The sequence below is a fragment of the Paraburkholderia phymatum genome (assembly GCF_038900715.1).
Classification (GTDB): Bacteria; Pseudomonadota; Gammaproteobacteria; order Burkholderiales; family Burkholderiaceae; genus Paraburkholderia; species Paraburkholderia phymatum_A.
Map to the genome: position 1 here is coordinate 79,755 of NZ_JAYMRZ010000017.1, position 18,551 is coordinate 98,305.

Annotated in this window: 13 protein-coding genes; 3 read left to right on the forward strand and 10 right to left on the reverse strand. The window is 63.5% G+C overall.

Annotated features, from left to right (window positions below; translation table 11 throughout):
* Positions 1-671: 671 nt before the first annotated feature.
* From VSR68_RS27585 to VSR68_RS27625, 9 genes are read right to left on the reverse strand one after another with little or no spacing between them, the layout of a single operon-like run.
* Positions 672-1,841, reverse strand: coding sequence for a hybrid-cluster NAD(P)-dependent oxidoreductase (locus VSR68_RS27585; protein ID WP_342942881.1), 1,170 nt, complete (start codon positions 1,839-1,841; stop codon positions 672-674).
* A 60-nt stretch (positions 1,842-1,901) separates the two neighbouring features.
* Positions 1,902-3,182, reverse strand: coding sequence for an aromatic ring-hydroxylating dioxygenase subunit alpha (locus VSR68_RS27590; RefSeq protein ID WP_342942882.1), 1,281 nt, complete (start codon positions 3,180-3,182; stop codon positions 1,902-1,904).
* Between the two features lie 39 nt (positions 3,183-3,221).
* A complete protein-coding gene (locus tag VSR68_RS27595) occupies positions 3,222-4,001 on the reverse strand; it encodes an electron transfer flavoprotein subunit beta/FixA family protein (RefSeq protein ID WP_342942883.1) in 780 nt (259 codons plus the stop codon).
* Positions 3,998-5,176, reverse strand: a complete 1,179-nt coding sequence (locus VSR68_RS27600; RefSeq protein WP_342942884.1) for an electron transfer flavoprotein subunit alpha/FixB family protein — start codon at positions 5,174-5,176, stop codon at positions 3,998-4,000. Before VSR68_RS27600 ends, VSR68_RS27595 begins: the two co-directional genes overlap by 4 nt.
* A 3-nt stretch (positions 5,177-5,179) precedes the next feature.
* Positions 5,180-7,099 carry a (Fe-S)-binding protein gene (locus tag VSR68_RS27605; protein ID WP_342942885.1) on the reverse strand — a complete coding sequence of 640 codons (1,920 nt, stop codon included), beginning with the start codon at positions 7,097-7,099 and terminating at the stop codon, positions 5,180-5,182.
* A gap of 2 nt (positions 7,100-7,101) precedes the next feature.
* On the reverse strand, positions 7,102-9,165 hold the full coding sequence (locus VSR68_RS27610) for an NADH:flavin oxidoreductase (RefSeq protein ID WP_342933199.1): 2,064 nt from the start codon (positions 9,163-9,165) through the stop codon (positions 7,102-7,104).
* A gap of 52 nt (positions 9,166-9,217) precedes the next feature.
* Positions 9,218-9,751, reverse strand: a complete 534-nt coding sequence (locus VSR68_RS27615; RefSeq protein ID WP_342942886.1) for a DUF5943 domain-containing protein — start codon at positions 9,749-9,751, stop codon at positions 9,218-9,220.
* Between the two features lie 30 nt (positions 9,752-9,781).
* On the reverse strand, positions 9,782-10,753 hold the full coding sequence (locus VSR68_RS27620) for a dipeptidase (protein ID WP_342942887.1): 972 nt from the start codon (positions 10,751-10,753) through the stop codon (positions 9,782-9,784).
* Between the two features lie 48 nt (positions 10,754-10,801).
* Entirely contained in the window at positions 10,802-12,076 is a 1,275-nt protein-coding gene (locus VSR68_RS27625) for a serine hydroxymethyltransferase (RefSeq protein WP_342942888.1), read from the reverse strand.
* Positions 12,077-12,626: 550 nt separating this feature from the next.
* On the opposite strand from VSR68_RS27625, the gene VSR68_RS27630 reads away from it, so the two are divergent.
* Both VSR68_RS27630 and VSR68_RS27635 read left to right on the forward strand, forming a co-directional pair.
* The gene (locus VSR68_RS27630) at positions 12,627-13,643 is read left to right on the forward strand and encodes a GlxA family transcriptional regulator (protein WP_342942889.1); all 1,017 of its coding nucleotides are present in this window, start codon (positions 12,627-12,629) and stop codon (positions 13,641-13,643) included.
* Between the two features lie 176 nt (positions 13,644-13,819).
* A complete protein-coding gene (locus VSR68_RS27635) occupies positions 13,820-16,363 on the forward strand; it encodes an adenosylcobalamin-dependent ribonucleoside-diphosphate reductase (protein WP_342942890.1) in 2,544 nt (847 codons plus the stop codon).
* Between the two features lie 284 nt (positions 16,364-16,647).
* Here VSR68_RS27635 and VSR68_RS27640 read toward each other — a convergent pair whose 3' ends face one another.
* Positions 16,648-18,012 (reverse strand): hypothetical protein, encoded by a 1,365-nt coding sequence (locus VSR68_RS27640; protein WP_342942891.1) that lies wholly within the window; start codon positions 18,010-18,012, stop codon positions 16,648-16,650.
* 258 nt (positions 18,013-18,270) lie between these two features.
* Here VSR68_RS27640 and VSR68_RS27645 point away from each other — a divergent pair, with 258 nt between their 5' ends.
* Positions 18,271-18,489: a hypothetical protein gene (locus VSR68_RS27645; RefSeq protein WP_342942892.1), complete on the forward strand. Its 219-nt coding sequence runs from the start codon at positions 18,271-18,273 to the stop codon at positions 18,487-18,489.
* The last annotated feature ends 62 nt before the right edge of the window (positions 18,490-18,551 follow it).

The window sequence follows — 18,551 nt, forward strand, 5'->3', positions numbered from 1 at the left end:
GCGTTGCGCCTCGCGGCGCGAGCGTTGCCCCTGTGCGGGGCGGCACCTACTTTTCTTTGCAGCGGCAAAGAAAAGTAGGCAAAAGAAAGCCGCTCACACCGCCAATGCTCTGTATTACCCACGGGCTCTCAACGTCCCCATCCTTCAACCGGCAGCAAGCCAGCCCATACTCGTTGCCACCGCACTACTTAAGCGCCTCACCTGCTTCATGCGCCTGCATTGCGGCCCGCGACATCGAATATCCCCAGCCCCTTTGCGGCAAACTGTGTGTAGGCAATCGCACCACACACGACACCCTCACTATGAATGCGGTCACATGTGGGGGCGACGCCCTATACGACACTGCAACCTCATTCACTACCGACATGCGGCGCTGAAACGTTCGATGCCCTTAGCCGTGCCACACGTGCATGAAGCGGTGAGGCGTTTAGCCGGAACGTTGGCAACAAACATCAGCGAGCACACTGCCGTATGAAACACAGGGACGTTGAGAGCCCGTGGGTAATCGTCAAGCACTGGCGGTGTGAGCGGCTTTCTTTTGCCTACTTTTCTTTGCCGCTGCAAAGAAAAGTAGGTGCCGCCCCGCACAGGGGCAACGCCCGCGCCGCGAGGCGCTAAAGCGGATGCCGGCGGCAGGCCAAAAAACCCAAACAGCGTCGCAGACAAAAAAATCACTTGTCCACGATGAGATCACTCAACGGCTTGCTGCAACACAACAACACCATCCCCTGATCGATCTCACGCTGACGGATGCCGCCGTTGTGCTTCATGTCCACCTGCCCCGACACGAGCTTCACCTTGCACGTGCCGCACATGCCCTGCGTGCACGACGCCGGCAGACGCACGCCCGACTGGCGCGCGGCATCGAGAACATGCTGTGACGAAGCACACTCGATCGTACGGTTGCTGCGCGAGAAGCTCACCGAGTAAGTCTGCGTGCCGTTAGCCGCACCGTCCCGTCCATTCGCACTCGCCTTCTCTTCCGCTTCGAGCACTTCAGCCGCGACGTCCGGCTCGCTTTCGATCAGCGTCTCGAACGAGAAGCTCTCTTCGTGATACTGCTTGCGACCGAAGCCCGCTTCGTCGAGAAGATCGCGCACGGCCTTCATGTACGGTGCAGGGCCGCACGTGAAAATCTCGCGCTCCATGAAGTCCGGTGCGATCAGCTTGAGCAGCGGCAGCGTCAGAAAGCCGGTGATGCCAGGCCAGTTCGTGCGGTTGCCGATTCGCTCGCAGACGAACGACGTTCTGAAATTGGCCTGATTCGCCGCAATCAGATCGAGCTCGCGCGAGAAGATGATGTCATCGGGCGTGCGCGCGCTGTGCACGAACACGATGTCGCGATCCTCGCTCAACTCGTGATGCGCACGGCTCATCGACATCAGCGGCGTGACGCCGGAGCCCGCCGACAAGAACAGATACTTGCGCGCCGGATGCCGCGCGCACGTGAATTCGCCCGCCGGTCCGAGCACGCGCACGCGTGCGCCCTGCTGCAGGTTGTCGTGCAGCCAGTTCGACACCTTGCCGCCCGGCACGCGCTTCACGGTGATCGAAATGGTGTGCGGCCGCGTCGGCGAAGACGAAATCGTGTAGCAACGGTTGATCGTCTCGCCTTCGATATCGAGTTCGAGCGTAATGAACTGTCCCGGCTCGAACATGAACGCACGGCCCTCCGGCGAACGGAAGAAGAAGCTCTTCACGTCGTGCGTTTCCTGGCGTACCTGGCAGCAGACGAGCGTTTCCTCGACATCGCTCGTCCAGCGCGCCGGCAACGCGCTCCAGAATTCGGGCTTCGTCACGCGGCTTTCGACCGGTTCGAAGGTTGCTGCATCGCGCATCATTGCTTGCTCCACTTGCCGCCAGGCATCCCGTTGGTTTTCTTCAAAGCCCGGTTCAATGCCTTAGACGGCCTTGATGTTGATCGTGCGCTGTTCCGAAGCGGAATCGTCGATGTGCGCGGCAAGGCGTTGCACATACCAGTCGCTGAACTTCTCGACGAGCCCTTCCGTGTACGGCGAATACGGACCCGGCTCATACGCGCTGCTCGACGCGCCGCGCTGCGAGAACTCGACGAGCGCGCGGTCCTGGTCGTTGGTCGCGTTCCACACGGCCGTGAGGTTCTTCACGTCGTAGTCGACGCCCTCTTGCGCATCCTTGTGCACGAGCCACTTCGTGCGCACGAGCGTCTCGCCCGACGACAGCGGAATCACCGAGAACGTCACGATGTGATCGCTCATGAAGTGATGCCACGAATTCGGCTGCGTCCAGAACGACAGGCCGCCCAGATCCGCCTGCTCGAATTCGCCGAGCAGCACCTTCGACGCAACCTTCGCATCGAGCGTCTGCGATTCGCCGCTGCGATCGAGCGGCAAGCGCTGCGTGCGGAAACCCGTCACGTCCAGCAGACGGTCGATTTCCAGAGAAGGCAGATCCAGTTCTTCCCACTGCTTCGCGCGCTCGACGCAGGTGCGCTCGAACGCATCCATGCCTTCGGCGTTGGCGGGCGAGCGCTGATAGCCGAAGCCGTATTCGTACAGCGAAATCGTCAGCTCGGGATGGTTCGCGACGCAGTGGTAGCACTCGCGGTTGTTCTCCATCGTGAGCTTCCAGTTGCCCTTTTCGATGATGTCGATCTGCGCGGCGATCTTGCAGTTCGGCAGATCGTGCGGCAGCAGATACGGCTCCATCGCCGCGCGCATCACCGAAAAATCGACGGGCGGCTTGTCGGCGAGGCACACGAAGATCAGACCCGCGAGGTTCTCGACATGCACGCTCTTCAGGCTGTGCTTGCAGCGGTCGAACTGCTCGCCCATGTGCTCCGCGAACATCAGGTCGCCCGTCAGGCTGTACGTCCAGCTGTGATACGGGCAAACGATATTGCCGACGGAACCCTTGTCCTCGTTGCACAGGCGCGCGCCGCGATGGCGGCACACATTATGGAACGCGCGCACCTGCATGTCGTCGTCGCGCACGATCAGAATCGAGTCGTTGCCCAGCTCGACGGTGACGTAATCGCCCGGCTCCGGAACATCCGGCTCGACGGCGACCTGAATCCAGTGCTGGCGGAAGATCGCGTCCATATCGAGCGCGAAGATTTCGTCGCTCAGATAGAACGGTGCTTCGAGGCTGTAACCCTTCTTGCGCCGATCGACCAGCGCGCGAATGTCTGCCGATACTTTCATGTGTGCTCCGGGGTGCGAGGCCGTGTGGTGCGGCGCAAATCAGTAATCGATGAGTTGATGCTCGCGCAAATAGCCGAGTATCACTTGTGCTTTTTCGACCGAAGTCCCTTCAATTACGACGCTTCCGCCACGACTTTCCGTCGTCGTCGCGGACAGCATGCGGGCATGGCCCGAGCGCTTCTCGGCGGCCGCGAGGCGCACCGGTTTGCGCGTGACGGGCGAGACCGTCCATTGCGCGGCTTCCGCGTCGGCGCCCGCTTGCGCGCGCTGCGGCTGGATCGTGCCCGCGCGCAGCCGCGCGTACGCGTAGCGCGGCGTGACGGTCGCGAGCGGATGCACGGCGACGAGCGCGGGCAACGCGACTTCCACGCGGCGGCGCACGCCCTTCGGCAAGAATTGCCGCACGGTCGCGCGGCCGCCTGCCACTGTCACGTCGACGGCCGTGCCGACGAGCGGATACGCGAGCGCGTCCGCGAGCCGGTAAGGCAGCATGCCGCTGTCGAAAGCGCCCTCCGCGCACGTGCCCGTCAGCACGAGGTCATAGCCCTTCAGGCGAGCGGCGAGCGCGCTCACGGCGTCGTCGTTGTCGCCGCACGTCAGCACTTCGACGCGCTCGGCGCCCAGCGCCAGATACTCTTCGAGTGCGGGATTACCCGGATCGCCCGCGTGCATCACATCAAGACGGGCGGCGTGCTGGCTCGACAGTTGACGGCCGATTTCGAGCGCGGCGGCATCGTTGCGGCTATAGCGCGCGACCCCGCTCACAGGATGCTTGCCGACCGACACGAGCACCGCGATTTTTTCGAGCTTGCCGTTCATGCCGCGACTCCTTCGACGATGGGCTTCGTAATGGGCGCAGCGGCAGAAGAACGCGCGGCCCGTGCGCGATCGATCTCGTCGATCAGCGACGCGATGGTCGCTTGCGTATCGCCGATGATCGTCAGGTTCGCGCGCTTGACGATGGGCGCGCTGCCGTCCAGATTCACCGCGATCACATGGCGGCAATCCTTGATGCCCTGCAAGTGCTGCACCGCGCCCGAAATGCCGAACGCGATATAGACGCTCGCCTCGACCGTCTTGCCCGTCGCGCCGATCTGCTTGTCGCGCGTGAACATGCCGTTGTCGACAGCGACGCGGCTCGCGCCGATCGCCGCGCCGAACGTGCTCGCGAGCTTTTCGAACGCGGCGACGTCGTTGACGCCGTTGCCCGCCGAGACGATGAAGTCCGCTTCTTCGAGCGCGACCTGTGCGGCGTCGATTTCCTCGATGCCGAGATCGCGGTAGGCACTATTCGATGCGGTATCCGTTTGCGCGAGCGCCGGTATCTCGATGCGCTCGCCCGCGCCGACGAACGGCAGACGCGTATCGACTGCGCCCGCTGCGAGCAGGATCACATCGGGCAACGCGCGCGTCGCGTAGGCCTTCTTCGCCTGCGCATACGTCGACACGGACTTCGCGTCGATCTGCACGACGTGCGTCGCGATGCTCGCGCCCGCAAGCGCCGCGTAACGACGGCCGAGATCGCCGTCGCCTGTCGCGTTGTCGGGTATCAGGATGTGCGCGGGCGTGAGCTGCGCGACGCAGGCGGCCACGGCCTGCACTTCGCGCTCCGGCGCAAACGCGCGGCGGTCGAACGACGGCAGCTCGATCACCTTGTCCGCGCCGAGCGCCGCCGCGTCGTCCTTCAGTTCGCCGAGCACCAGCAGCGCGACTTGCGTCGCCGCGTCCGCGATCAATGCGGCAGCGGCCAGCGCCTGACGCGCGTGATCGTCTAGACCGCCGCGATCGCTGTGTGCGACGACGAGCAGCGTGTGTTGCGGCGCCTGCGTCGTGCGCAGCCCTTTGGCGGCCGTGTGACCGTGCGCGCCGGCGTGCAACGCGTCGTCATACAATGCACCCGCCACATGCTCCGCGCCCAGCGTGATGCGCTTCAGTCCTGCCGACGTGATGACGAACGGCCGACGCGGATCGATACGTTTGATGGTTGTATTCATCGTTCACTCCAGCGCTGCCGCAACGAGTTCGGCCACATCGAGCACTTCGGGACGCGGACCGACCACGCCTTCGAGCATCGCCGTGCAGTTCGGGCAGCCCACCGCGACCACTTCCGCACCGATCGCACGCGCATCGGCGATGCGGATATCGGGAATGCGCTGCTTGCCGGGGATGTCCGTCAGCGGCGCACCGCCGCCACCGCCGCAGCAACGTCCACGCTTGCCGTGCCGCTCCATCTCGACGACCTTGATGCCGATCGTCTTCAGCAACTGGCGCGGCGCTTCCGTCTCGCCGTTGTAGCGGCCCAGGTAGCACGGATCGTGATACGTGATCTTCCTGTCGTTGAATGCACTGACGGCTTTCGTCGACAGCTTGCCGCTCGCGACCAGTTCCGCGAGAAACGTCGTGTGATGCAGCACGTCGTAGCGACCGCCGAGCGCGCGATACTCGTTGCGCAGGCTGTGCATCACGTGCGGATCGGCGGTGACGATGCGTTTGAAGTTCAGCGTGGACAGCGTGCCCATCATCTGCTTCGCCATGCGCTGGAACGTGGCCTCGTCGCCGAGACGCCGCGCAACGTCGCCCGTATCCGTTTCCTGCGCGCCCAGCACCGCGTAATCGACGCCCGCCTTGTTCAGCACCTTGACGAGCGAGCGCAGCGTGCGCTGATAACGCATGTCGAACGCGCCTTCGCCGGCAACGAGCAGCACATCGACAGGCTTGCCCGGCTGCGCAACAGGCGAACTCAGATCGACCGACCAGTCGTAGCGCGCCGCCTTGTCATAGCCGCCTGCCGTGCCCGTCTCGCGCAGATTCGCGAGCACTTCGGGGCCCTTGCCCGGCACGGTGCCATGCACGAGCGTCTGGTTGCGGCGCATGTCGACGATGGCATCGACGTGCTCGATCAGCATCGGGCATTCGTGTACGCAAGCACGGCACGTCGTGCAAGACCACACGGTATCGGCTTCGATCAGGCTCGATATGATCGGGCGCTGCGGCTCGCCGCCGTGCTGGCCGACCTTGATGCCGGGCGTCGGGCTGCCCGCGTAGGCCGCGTCCGTGCCGCCGACCATGCCCGTCACGAGATCCTGGATCAGCTTCTTCGGATTCAGCGGCTGGCCTGCCGCGAATGCCGGACATGCCGCTTCGCACTTGCCGCACTGCACGCACGCATCGAAGCTCAGCAACTGATTCCAGCGAAACTCGACGGGCTTGCCGACGCCATACTCGTTCTGTTCGAGCACGGGCGCTTTCAGTGCCGTCGGCGGAACGATCTGCTCTTTACGCACTTCGCCTTCCGCAGCAAAGCGTTCCTGACGCGGATGAAACGCGAGATGCAGGAGACCCGCGAGCGCATGCTTCATCGGACCGCCGCGCGCCGCGCCGAATGTCATCGCGAACGCACCCGCCGCGATCAGCAGCGCGAAGACGATCGCGAGCCCGCCCGACATCGCCGATGCCGGCAGCAGCGTGTACAGCAGCAGACCGAGCGCGAACGAACCGAGCAGCCACGGCAGCGTATTCCACGGACCACGCGACAGACGCGCGGGCACATCCTTCGCATGACGGCGCCGCCATACGAACACGGCGCCCACCAGCATGATCAGCGCGGCCAGAAAGATCAGCCGGTCGAGCCACGGCGAATACAGCGCGAGCCCGTAGTTGACGAAGACGAGTGCGAATGCCGCAATCGCGCCGCCTGCCGTGGCGATGTGCGTCTTCGCGATGTACGGATCGCGCGCCACGACATGATGCAGATCGACGAAATAGCGCTTCGGGATGGTCAGCAGATTGGTCCAGCCGAATGCGCCGGCTGCCGTTGCCCGTCCGAGACGCCAGTAAGCCGCCCGTTTTGCGACCGCGAACGCAAGGCCGGCGACCGATACCCACAACAGCGCGGTAATGAGAAACGCCGGGCTCATCGTCAAAAGTCCTTGCAAAGGCGCAGCGCGTCATAGATCGCGCCGTGAATGTTGTGCATCGAAATGCAATCGCCGACACGGAACAGCAGGAAGCGTCCGTTGCCGAGTTCTTCGGAGAGCGACGGCTGCGGTTCGGCGGCGAACAGTTTTTGCACGTCGACCTGGCCGCGATTCACTGACTCGGGCTTGAGCTTCCAGTAAAGCGCGTCGTTCGGCGTGCTGCCGTTTTCGATCACGACCTGATCGACGGCGCGCTCTTCCTGTTCTTCCGTGTACTCGTTGCGGATCACGGCGATCTTCTTGCCGTCCTCTTCGTACACACGATCGAGCCAGTAGTTCGGCGTATGGATCACGCCCTGCGCGTAGAGGCGCCGGTAGAAAATCGGGAACGTGGTGCCGCCGACGTCGTCGGCCACTTTCACGTCCGGCGTCACGATCTCGACCTTCGAGCCGCGGCTCGAGATGAAATCGGCGACACCCGCGCCCGCATGCGTGCTCACGCCGTCGTACACGAGCACGTTCTGCTTCGGCTCGACCTTGCCCGACAGGATGTCCCACGAACTGACGGCCAAACCTTCGTCGACGCCCCATGCGGGCACCTGATGCGTGAAGCTGGAACCGCCTGTTGCGAGCACGATGATGTCGGGCTTCTCGGCGAGAATCATCTTCTCGTCGGCTTCGACTCCGAGACGCCGGTCGACGCCCAGGCGCTTCGTTTCCATGTCGAACCAGCGCACGATGCCCGCCATCTGCTCGCGTTGCGGCGCTTTCGCGGCCAGCATGATCTGGCCGCCGACGGCATCGCTCTTCTCGAACAGCACGACATCGTGACCGCGCGAGCGTGCGACGCGCGCCGCTTCGAGTCCCGCCGGGCCCGCGCCGACCACTACGACCTTGCGGCGCGGCCCACGCGTCTTTTCGATCACGTGAGGCATCGTCGCTTCGCGCGAAGTCGCCGCGTTCTGCACGCACAGCACGTCGAGCCCGTTGTACTGACGGTCGATGCAATAGTTCGCGCCGACGCACTGCTTGATTTCGTCCTCGCGGCCATCGCGGATCTTGATGACCATGTGCGGATCGGCGATCTGCGCGCGCGTCATGCCGACGAGATCGACCATGCCGTTCGCGAGCAGACGCTCCGCTTGCCCTGCGTCGCGAATGCTTTGCGCGTGCATGATGGGCAGCTTCACAACCGATTTGATGCCCGCCGCGAGATGCACGAACGGCTCGGGCGGCAGCGCCATCGGCGGCATGCAGTTCGCGAGCGTGTTGTGCGTGTCCGCGCCCGAGCCGATCACGCCGATGTAATCGATCAGGCCCGTCTCCGCCATCGCCTGGGCGATTTCCTTCAGCTGTTCGTGATCGAGGCCGTCTTCATGGAACTCGTCGCCGCACATGCGCAAGCCCACGCAGAAGTCCTTGCCGACCGCTTCGCGCACGGCGTTCAATACTTCGACGCCGAAGCGCAGACGGTTTTCGAGCGAGCCGCCCCATTCGTCCGTGCGGAAGTTCGTGCGCGGGCTCCAGAACTGATCGATCAGATGCTGGTGCGCGGCCGAAATCTCGATGCCGTCCATGCCCGCGTCCTTCACGCGCTTCGCAGCCGCCGCGAAGTCGCCGATGATGCGGCGGATCTCTTCCACTTCGATGATCTTCGCGTTGCCGCGATGCACGGGCTCGCGCACGCCGGAAGGCGTCATCAGATGCGGCCAGTGCTCGCCATGAAACGCGGAGCGGCGGCCCATGTGCGTCGCCTGAATCATGATCTTCGCGCCGTGCCGATGCATCGCTTCCGCGAGACGCGACAGCGGATCGATGATCTTGTCCGTCGACAGATTGACGGACTTCCACCAGCCCTGCGGACTGTCGATCGACACCGGGCTCGACCCGCCGCACACGGCGAGGCCGACACCGCCCTTGGCCTTTTCCTCGTAATAGCGGATATAGCGGTCCCCGGGCAGACCGCCCGGTTCGGCATAGACCTCGGCATGCGCGGTACTGACGATGCGATTGCGCAGCGTCAGCTGATTGAGCGTCAAGGGTTTGAACAGATTGGGGTAACGCATCGCAAGCGACCTCGGGCGGTGTTCGGTTCAGGCTCTGATATGCCGTGCAGTGTTAACGTGCAATCGGCGACACTTCAAATACGCAGTGATCGTGATGCTCGGCTGCGCACTGCACTTCTTTCGACTGCGCGCGCGGCGCGTTCTTGCCGCCGTCGCTGGTGTCGTTCACCCAATCCATTGCACCCGCGAACCAGCCGGCGAACATGTAGCAAAGCTTGCCAACCTTCCCCGGCTGCGCGAGCACGAACGACGAGTGATGCAATTCGATCTTCGCGCGCGCCGTCGACGGATCGGCTTCGACGATCTTGAAGAGGCCCCAGCCGCGTTGCGACAGACGGTTCAGGTAATGCTCGAACACGGCCATGCCAGTGATGCCATGCTGCTTCGCTTCCTTGTCGCACCAGTGATAAGCGGACTTGTAGCCGGCCTTGTAGAGAATCTCGGCGTAGACGTCGCGGCCGAGCGCTTCTTCGACGGCCGTATGATTGTTCGTGAAGAAATGGCGCGGCACGTACAGCATCGGCAGCGCGTCGGTGGTCCAGACGCCGGTGTTCGGATCGACATCGATGGGCAGTTGCGGTTGCATCGTGGGGGTTCCTTGTCTTGTACGTTTGGTTTAGACGTTCCAGACTTCGCCGAAGAAGCGCATCCAGTTCTCGCCCATCACTTTCTTGATGCGGGACTCGGCCCAGCCCGCGCGTTCCATCGCGGCCGTCAGGTTCGGGAATTCGCCGATCGTGCGGATGCCTTCCGGATTCACAACCTTGCCGAAGTTCGTCAGACGACGATAGCGGCCCTTGTCATGCGTGATCCAGTCGAAGAATTCGGTGCTATAGCCCTGCGTGAAGTCCGTGCCGATACCGACCTTGTCTTCGCCGATCACGTCGATCACATAGTCGATCGCTTCGAGATAATCGTCGACGGTCGCATCCGGGCCTTTCTTCAGGAACGGCGAGAACATCGTCACGCCGACGAAGCCGTTTGCATCGGCGATCTCTCTCAACTGCTCATCCGTCTTGTTGCGCGGGTGATCCTTGAGACCCGACGGGCAGCAGTGCGAGTACGTGACGGGCTTCTTCGAGCAGGCGATCGCATCCGACGACGTCTTTGCACCGACGTGCGAGAGATCGACCAGAATGCCAACGCGGTTCATCTCCTGGATCACTTCGCGGCCATAGCCCGAGAGGCCGCCGTCCGCTTCATAGCAGCCGGTGCCGACGAGGTTCTGCGTGTTGTAGCAAAGCTGCACCACGTTCACGCCGAGTTCCTTGAACACTTCGATATAGCCGAGGTTGTCCTCGAATGCATACGAGTTCTGGAAGCCGAAAATGATGCCCGTCTTGTTCTCTTTCTTTGCGCGCAGAATGTCGTCGGTCGTGCGCACCAGCGTCAGGATCTCGCTGTACTCGCGTATCTGCTGCTTCATTTCCGCGATGTTGTCGACGGTCTTCTGAAAGTCTTCCCACACGGAGACCGTGCAGTTGACGGCCGTGACGCCGCCCTTTCTCATGTCCTCGAACACCGAGCGCTCGAACTTCGAAATGTTCAGGCCGTCGATGATGATGCTGCTCTCGTGCAGGTTGCTCATGCTTGACTCCGTAGCTGTGGTGTTTGGGGACGGCGCGTTTGCGACCGCTCAGTAGATCGGGAAGCGCTCGCACAGCGCGAAGATTTCCTTGCGCACGCGCTGCTCGGTTGCGGCATCGCCATCGGGATGCGAGCGCAGCGCGTCGAACACTTCGAGAATCAGCCGGCCGATCTCGCGGAATTCGGCGACGCCGAAGCCGCGCGTCGTGCCCGCCGGCGTGCCCAGGCGAATGCCCGACGTGACCGTCGGCTTTTCCGTATCGAACGGAATGCCGTTCTTGTTGCAGGTGATGCCCGCGCGCTCCAGCGCCTGCTCGACCTGCGTGCCCTTCAAGCCCTTCGGCCGCAGATCGACGAGCAGCAGATGGTTGTCGGTGCCGCCCGTCACGAGATCGACGCCGCCTTCCTTCAGCACCTCGCCCAGCGCCCGAGCGTTGGCCAGCACGTTGTCGATATACGTCTTGAAGCTGTCTTCGAGCGCTTCGCCGAACGCGACCGCCTTGCCCGCGATCACGTGCATCAGCGGACCGCCCTGCAGACCCGGGAACACAGCCGAGTTGATCTTCTTCGCGATCTCTTCGTCGTTGGTGAGGACGAAGCCGCCGCGCGGACCACGCAGCGTCTTGTGCGTGGTCGACGTCACGACGTGCGCATGCTCGACGGGATTCGGATGACGGCCCGCCGCGATCACGCCCGCGATGTGCGCCATGTCGACCATCAGCTTCGCGCCGACGCTATCGGCGATCGCGCGGAAGCGCGCGAAATCGAGCACGCGCGGATAAGCGGAGAAGCCAGCGATGATCAGCGACGGCTTGTGCTCGTGCGCGAGCTTTTCGATCTGGTCATAGTCGATGCGCATCGTCTCGCGGTTCACGCCGTACTGGACCGCGTTGAACCATTTGCCGGACAGCGCGGGCTTTGCGCCGTGCGTCAGGTGGCCGCCCGCATCGAGCGACATGCCGAGAATCGTATCGCCGGGCTTCGCGAGCGCGAGCATCACGGAGCCGTTCGCCTGCGCACCCGAATGCGGCTGCACATTGGCGAAGCCTGCGTTGAAGAGCTTCTTGATCCTGTCGATCGCGAGCGCTTCCACTTCATCGACGAACTCGCAACCGCCGTAGTAGCGCTTGCCCGGATAACCTTCCGCGTACTTGTTCGTCAGCACCGAGCCTTGCGCTTCGAGCACCGCGCGCGACACGATGTTTTCCGACGCGATCAGTTCGACCTGCGACTGCTGGCGTTCGAGTTCCTTGAGCACCGACTTGCGCACGGCTGCGTCGCGTTCGGCGAGGGTCTGCGAGAAGAAAGGGTTGGCGTTCGACATGGCGTCCGTTAGAAGTCCGTTGATGACTGGAAAGCGAAAAGAGTTGTGCGAGGCCGGCTGTCCAATTCCGCGCTATCCCTTGACTGGACTGGCTTTGCACCACCTCCACCGACGGCTCTATTCTTGTCTTTCGCCCGATTCGTCAATTTACGATTTCAGACGCGTTCTTTACCTTTTCCGCCATGGAGGTCCGTTTTGGACAAGTGATCGACCGTGCTAATTGGTCCAGCCAATTCGCTGAATAGAAGTGGATCTAAAGAGGCGATAGAGTTGCGCTCAAGTTGTCTTAAAGCGCCCGTTGAATGGTGCAATGCAACGTTTTATCGCCGGCAAAACGTGCGGATGGCACTGCTGGCGAGCGCGAGAAGCCCGCGCGCAGTGCGGAGAATGCACAGCGGCAGTGCGGCTTGACCCATGCATTGAGCAAAACCCGTTTGTAGCCAGGGTTTAGCCGTATGGCATGCTTGTTGCCCCCGATCTCAGAATAAGAAGGCCGAATTGCCCCACCCCCGGCCGCAATAAAACATCGAGCTGAAGGAACGCCCGAATCATGTCGCCAGATCGAACCGCGTCGTTATCGCACTTCGCGTTCATGCCGCTGCCCAACTTCACGATGATCGCCTTCACGAATGCGATCGAAGTACTGCGCATGGCCAATTATCTGAGCGGTCAGTCGCTCTACAGGTGGTCGATCGTCAGCCCGAACGGCGGCCCGGTCACGGCAAGCAACGGTCTCTCAGTCGATACGGGCCCCGCCGAATGCGTCGGCACGCCGGACATCGTGTTCGTCTGCGGCGGCATCGACGTGCAGCGCGAAACCACGCCCGAACATCTGTCGACGCTGCGCCGCTTCGCGCGCGCAGGCGTCGCGCTGGGCAGCCTGTGCACGGGCACCTATGCGCTCGCGAAGTCGGGACTGCTCGCGGGCTATGCGTGCGCGATTCACTGGGAGAACATGTCGGCGCTCAAGGAAGAGTTTCCCGACACGCGCTTCCTCAAGGAACTGTTCGTGATCGATCGCGACCGCGTCACGTGCACGGGCGGCGTCGCGCCGCTCGACATGATGCTGAACCTGATCGCCGCGCGTGTCGGCACGCCGCGCGTCACGCAGATCGCCGAGCAGTTCATCGTCGAGCACGTGCGCGACAACAGCGCTCAACAACGGATGCCGCTGGTCGCGCGGCTCGGCTCGGCGAACAAGTCGCTGTTCGAAGTCATCGCGCTGATGGAGAACAACATCGAAGAGCCGTTGTCGCGCGAAGAACTCGCGCGGCTCGCGAACATGTCGCAACGGCAATTGCAGCGGCTCTTCCGCGAGCATCTCGGCATGACGCCGACACACTACTATCTGACGTTGCGTCTGCGCCGCGCGCGCGAACTGCTGCTGCAGACCGACATGTCGATCATGCACATCACGATGGCGTGTGGCTTCCAGTCCGCATGCCACTTCAGCAAGAGCTATCGCGACGCATTCGGCACGGCGCCCACGCGCGAGCGCCGCAAGCAGGTTGCACCGCTCGCGCATCCGGTGTTGAGCGGCCTCGCGACCCTTCCCGCCCACGCCTGAGCGCGTGCTTTCGCCGCAAGCTATCCAGCGGGGCTTTGCGCTCGGGCAGGCATACGGCCTGCTCGCGCTTCGTGGCGTTTGCAGCATCCCGTTCGCTGCGCTATGGTGAGGCTCAACGCGGCGCGGCGTCGCGCAGTTCGCGCGAATCGCTGGAGCGCCGCCCTTCGAGGCTGCTCATGGCTGACACCGACAACGATCTCACTCCGCTCGATTCCACCTCCATCGCGCCGCAGCAATTCTCGCTCGACGTGCTGCTCGAAAAATACGCAAAAGGCGACGAACGCACGGCCGACGACGTGTACGAACGCGTTGCGCGCGGCGTCGCGATGGCCGAGCCCGAGGCGTTGCGTCCCGTCATCGAGGCCCGCTTCGCCGAGAACCTGAAGAACGGCGCACTGGGCGCGGGCCGCATTATGAGCGCGGCCGGCACGGGCATCGCGGCGACGCTGATCAACTGCTTCGTGCAGCCCGTGGGCGACAGCATTCAGGGCGTCGACGAGCAGGGTCTGCCGGGCATTTACGTCGCGTTGCTGCAGGCAGCCGAGACGATGCGGCGCGGCGGCGGCGTCGGCTATAACTTCTCGGCGATCCGGCCGCATGGCGCGCGCGTGAAAACCACGAGTTCGTCGGCATCGGGTCCGTGCAGCTATATCGACGTGTTCGATGCGTCGTGCCGCACTGTCGAAAGCGCGGGCTCGCGGCGCGGCGCGCAAATGGCCGTGCTCGACTGCACGCATCCCGATCTGCTCGAGTTCATCGAAGCCAAGCATTCGAAGGGCCGCTGGAACAACTTCAACGTGTCCGTCGCCGTCAGCGACGAGTTCATGCGCGCGGTCGAAAACGACGAGATGTGGCAGCTCGTGCATCGCGCCGAACCGTCGCCCGCGATGCGCGCGGCCAATGACGTGCATCAGCGCGAAGACGGCATGTGGGTCTACAGCGAGCGGCGCGCGAAAGAGATCTTCGATCGCATCATGCGCTCGACCTACGACATCGCGGAGCCCGGCATCGTCTTCATCTCGCGGATGAACGAGGACAACAATCTGCGCGCCGCCGAAACGATCCGCGCGACCAATCCTTGTGGCGAGCAGCCGCTGCCGCCTTATGGATGCTGCAATCTCGGGCCGCTCAATCTCACGCGCTTCGTGATCGATCCGTTCGCGCAGCGGCACGGCGGCAAGCCGTCGTTCGACTGGGACGCGCTCGCCGAACGCACGCGCATCCATGTGCGCTTTCTCGACGACGTGCTCGACGTGACGCTGTGGCCGCTCACGCAGCAATACGACGAGTCGCGTGCGAAGCGGCGTATCGGCGTGGGCTTCACGGGCCTGGGCGATACGCTCGTGATGATGGGCTTGCGCTACAACTCACAGGAAGGCCGCGACTTCGCCGTGCGCATCGCGCGGCTGATGCGCGACGAAGCGTATCGCGCATCCGTCGAGCTCGCGCGCGAGCGCGGTGCGTTTCCGCTCTTCAACGCGAAGCAATATCTGGAAGAAGGCACGTTCGCGTCGCGCCTGCCCGACGACGTGAAGGAGTCGATCCGCAAGCACGGCATCCGCAACAGCCACCTGCTCTCCATCGCGCCGACGGGCACCGTCAGTCTCGCGTTCGCGGACAACGCATCGAACGGCATCGAGCCCGCGTTCTCTTGGACGTACACGCGCATGAAGGTGATGGCGGACGGCAGCCGCGAGCAGTTCGCCGTCGAAGATCACGCGTACCGTCTTTATCGCGAGCTGGGCGGCGATGTCGGCAGTCTGCCCGAGTACTTCGTGAGCGCGCTGGAGATGTCGGCGCGCGATCATCTGGACATGATGGCCGCCGTGCAGCCGTTCATCGACACGTCGATTTCGAAGACGGTCAACGTGCCTGCCGATTACCCGTTCGATGCGTTCGAAACCCTCTATTTCGATGCATGGAAAAGCAGGCTCAAGGGCCTCGCGACGTATCGCCCGAACGAGACGCTGGGCGCGGTGCTGAGCGTGACGCAGGAGCCCGCGGCCACGCCCGCCGATGCGCTCGCCGAAATCGATCTGGACCCGCTGCGCATCGCGATCGATCATCGGCCCAAGGGCGAGTTGCCCGCGATCATCGAGAAGGTCGAATACCTGACGGCAGCGGGCAAGAAGTCGCTGTATCTGGCCGTATCGTTCATCGAAGTGACGGGGCGCGTGGGCGGCGAGGAAGTGACGATCGAGCGGCCTATCGAGTTCTTCATTCCAGCCGGCCAACGCGACGAATCGCAGCAATGGATCACGGCAACGATGCGGTCGCTGTCGCTCGCGGCTCGCGGGGGCTTTGTCGCGCGCAATCTGCAGGACTTGCGCAAGGTTTCATGGGATCGCGGCCAGGTGCGGCTCGGCGAAGTGCAGCGGCTCGACGGCCATCGCTCGCCGCGCTGGCACGATTCGGAAGTCGCGGCGCTCGCGTATGCGCTCCAGCAGATCTTGCACCGGCGCGGCTTTCTCGATGCCGAGGGCAATCAGGTGCCGTCGCGCCTGCTCGCACGCTTGCCGCGCGGCCAGGCGAATCCAAATGCGTCGAGCGCCGACAATACGCTCTCGTCCATCGAAGAGGGATCGGCGGAAGAGCGCGGCGTTCAGGCACTGCATACGATGCACGGCCGCAAGTGCGGCAATTGCGGCGCGAATGCGGTGATCCGCAAGGACGGCTGCGACTTCTGCACGGCGTGCGGTGAAATCGGCGCGTGCGGCTAGCCGAAAGAACGGGACAACCGAAAAGGTTGTGGGGACACCATAAGTTCAAGTAGGCAAAGCAAAAGGTAGCCGTGATGAGGCATGGGTTATCACGGCTACCCTCATTCCTGGACGCCATATCCGATCGGATCGGCGATCGTTGATTCATAGATGTCGCGCCTGTTAGTTTTGTGGCCATGTGCGATCGGTCTTTCGACCGTCGTGAGACCGATTCGAGCGGGACGGGCGTGTCCTGCCGATGCCGCTCGACCCGCCATGCGATGGATTTTCATTGTCGGTGCGACTCACGGTCCAAAGCTGAACGCGTAGATCCTGTCGTCGCCTGCGATATAGAGCCGTCTGTCTGCCGCCAGAATGGTCGCGAAGTGCCGCAGGCCAGGCATACGGTCTTCGTTTCCACCGCCGGCAAACACGGGCTGGCCATTGTCTCCCCGGAAGCCGTGCAGTTTGTTGTCGCCCTCCGCGCCCGCGATCCACACGATGCGATCTGCGGTGCCGTTGCTGGTCGTCGTAATGGGACTCCCCGCACCGTCCACCCGGGCACACCAGGCGGTGTTGATGCCGCCGCGTGATGCCGCGACGATCCGCAAGACGATCAGCCCCGCTCCGCCCTGCCCGCCAGGGCAAGCGACGCCGTTGCCATGAAACGCGATGTACACGCCCTTCGGCGCCGGATATGACGCCGGTCCCGTTCGGGTCGACGCGCTCGATACCTGCTGCACGTCAAGCGCACCACCCACGCCGCCCAGCTTGTCCCGATCGAGCATGTAGGCCTTGCCATCCTTTCCGAGCGCAACGATCAGCCGCCGCCCGTCGACGTCGACCGGCATCGGATTGGCGCCGCCTAGGTCGAGGTCGCTATCATCGAGTTGATGCCAGTCGGCGGGCGCAAACGTGTCGCGTCCGCTCACGGGCGGCTTCAGATCGGTGGCAAGCCGAACGACAGCTTCGCCGTCGGCCCAGGTCTCGACGCCGCTGGTATTGCCCGTCGCGACGAACAGCGCCCCGTCGGCCACGGCGATGCCTCCTGGCGCCCAGATGCCGCCCTTGGGCCCGCGCGTCATCCAGCCGGCAAACACGCCGGGGCTGTCGAGGCGCAAGCCGACCACCCAGCCGTGATAGTTGCCGCAGTCGCCAAAATTGCCGCCGTACGGGACGAAGAGCCGGCCATCGACGATGGCCAGCGCGCCTCGCTCGCTCTGCACGCGTGAATCGAACGACATTCCGCGTGCCCGCAGGCCGGCCGCGATGTCCACGGGCCAACCGCGCAGCACCGAGCCATCGCGCAAAGACAGGCCATACACGAGATGCGCCGGCTCGCCGTGACGGTCGACCAGCGCGTCGACGTAAAGCTTGCCCGCAGCGGGATCGATCACCGGCGTGCCCGTCACGCCAACGGGATCGACGTTGCCGCACGGCAATGCGGAGCGCCGCACGGAAGGCCCGAGCACAGTACGCCAGACGACACGGCCCGTTGTTGCATCGAGCGCATAGACGGTGTTCGTCTGCGTTGCGGCGATCAGCAGTCCGGCCGCCGAACCGGGCGGGCGCCAGTAAAGAGGCTGGGCATAGACATGGCCATCGACCTTGCCGTCGAAGCGGGCGTCGCGATGGAGGTGCGAAGCGCTTTGCCACGTCAGGCCGGGCACGATGTATTGTCCGCTTCGATCGTCCGTGCGGTGGTAGCCGGGAACGGTGTCGACATCCTGTGCGCGAGCCGCGCTCAGACACGCGCAAGCGCATGCAATGCAGAGGACGAAAATCCTCAAGACCGGATTAGCGACAGACACATGCGTCTCCCTTGCTCATCCTTTCGGAACAGCCACTAGTCTGCGGACACCTGGCTCGGCCGGCCCCGCACGAAAATGGAAAACCGCTGCCTTGCACGACGACGTTGCAGCCGATGCATGCCCGATGTGTTCCGCCGGGCGACACCACCGCGCATCACGTTGACCTGCGCCTTCGGTGCCAATGAGCGACGCGCCCGTATCGTCCGGAGATACCTGGAGCATCGCCGCAGCCGCACCTCGTTTTTTGTGCGCAGTTCCTATACTTTTAAAACCATAGCGCGTAAAGGCACCATGGACCAGCAAGCCCCTGGCGAATTTCGCATCGTCCCACGATGATGAATCGTACGACCGTGCGCAGCGGCATCGGCCACGTGAGGCCGTGTCACTGCCACGCGACA

Excerpts from the sequence above, each read along its gene's own strand:
- VSR68_RS27625 (WP_342942888.1), bottom strand. The coding sequence starts at position 12,076 with ATGTCGAACGCCAACCCTTTCTTCTCGCAGACCCTCGCCGAACGCGAC.
- VSR68_RS27615 (WP_342942886.1), bottom strand. The coding sequence starts at position 9,751 with ATGCAACCGCAACTGCCCATCGATGTCGATCCGAACACCGGCGTCTGG.
- VSR68_RS27605 (WP_342942885.1), bottom strand. The coding sequence starts at position 7,099 with ATGAGCCCGGCGTTTCTCATTACCGCGCTGTTGTGGGTATCGGTCGCC.
- VSR68_RS27635 (WP_342942890.1), top strand. The coding sequence starts at position 13,820 with ATGGCTGACACCGACAACGATCTCACTCCGCTCGATTCCACCTCCATC.
- VSR68_RS27630 (WP_342942889.1), top strand. The coding sequence starts at position 12,627 with ATGTCGCCAGATCGAACCGCGTCGTTATCGCACTTCGCGTTCATGCCG.
- VSR68_RS27585 (WP_342942881.1), bottom strand. The coding sequence starts at position 1,841 with ATGATGCGCGATGCAGCAACCTTCGAACCGGTCGAAAGCCGCGTGACG.
- VSR68_RS27590 (WP_342942882.1), bottom strand. The coding sequence starts at position 3,182 with ATGAAAGTATCGGCAGACATTCGCGCGCTGGTCGATCGGCGCAAGAAG.
- VSR68_RS27620 (WP_342942887.1), bottom strand. The coding sequence starts at position 10,753 with ATGAGCAACCTGCACGAGAGCAGCATCATCATCGACGGCCTGAACATT.
- VSR68_RS27645 (WP_342942892.1), top strand. The coding sequence starts at position 18,271 with ATGCCCGATGTGTTCCGCCGGGCGACACCACCGCGCATCACGTTGACC.
- VSR68_RS27595 (WP_342942883.1), bottom strand. The coding sequence starts at position 4,001 with ATGAACGGCAAGCTCGAAAAAATCGCGGTGCTCGTGTCGGTCGGCAAG.
- VSR68_RS27610 (WP_342933199.1), bottom strand. The coding sequence starts at position 9,165 with ATGCGTTACCCCAATCTGTTCAAACCCTTGACGCTCAATCAGCTGACG.
- VSR68_RS27600 (WP_342942884.1), bottom strand. The coding sequence starts at position 5,176 with ATGAATACAACCATCAAACGTATCGATCCGCGTCGGCCGTTCGTCATC.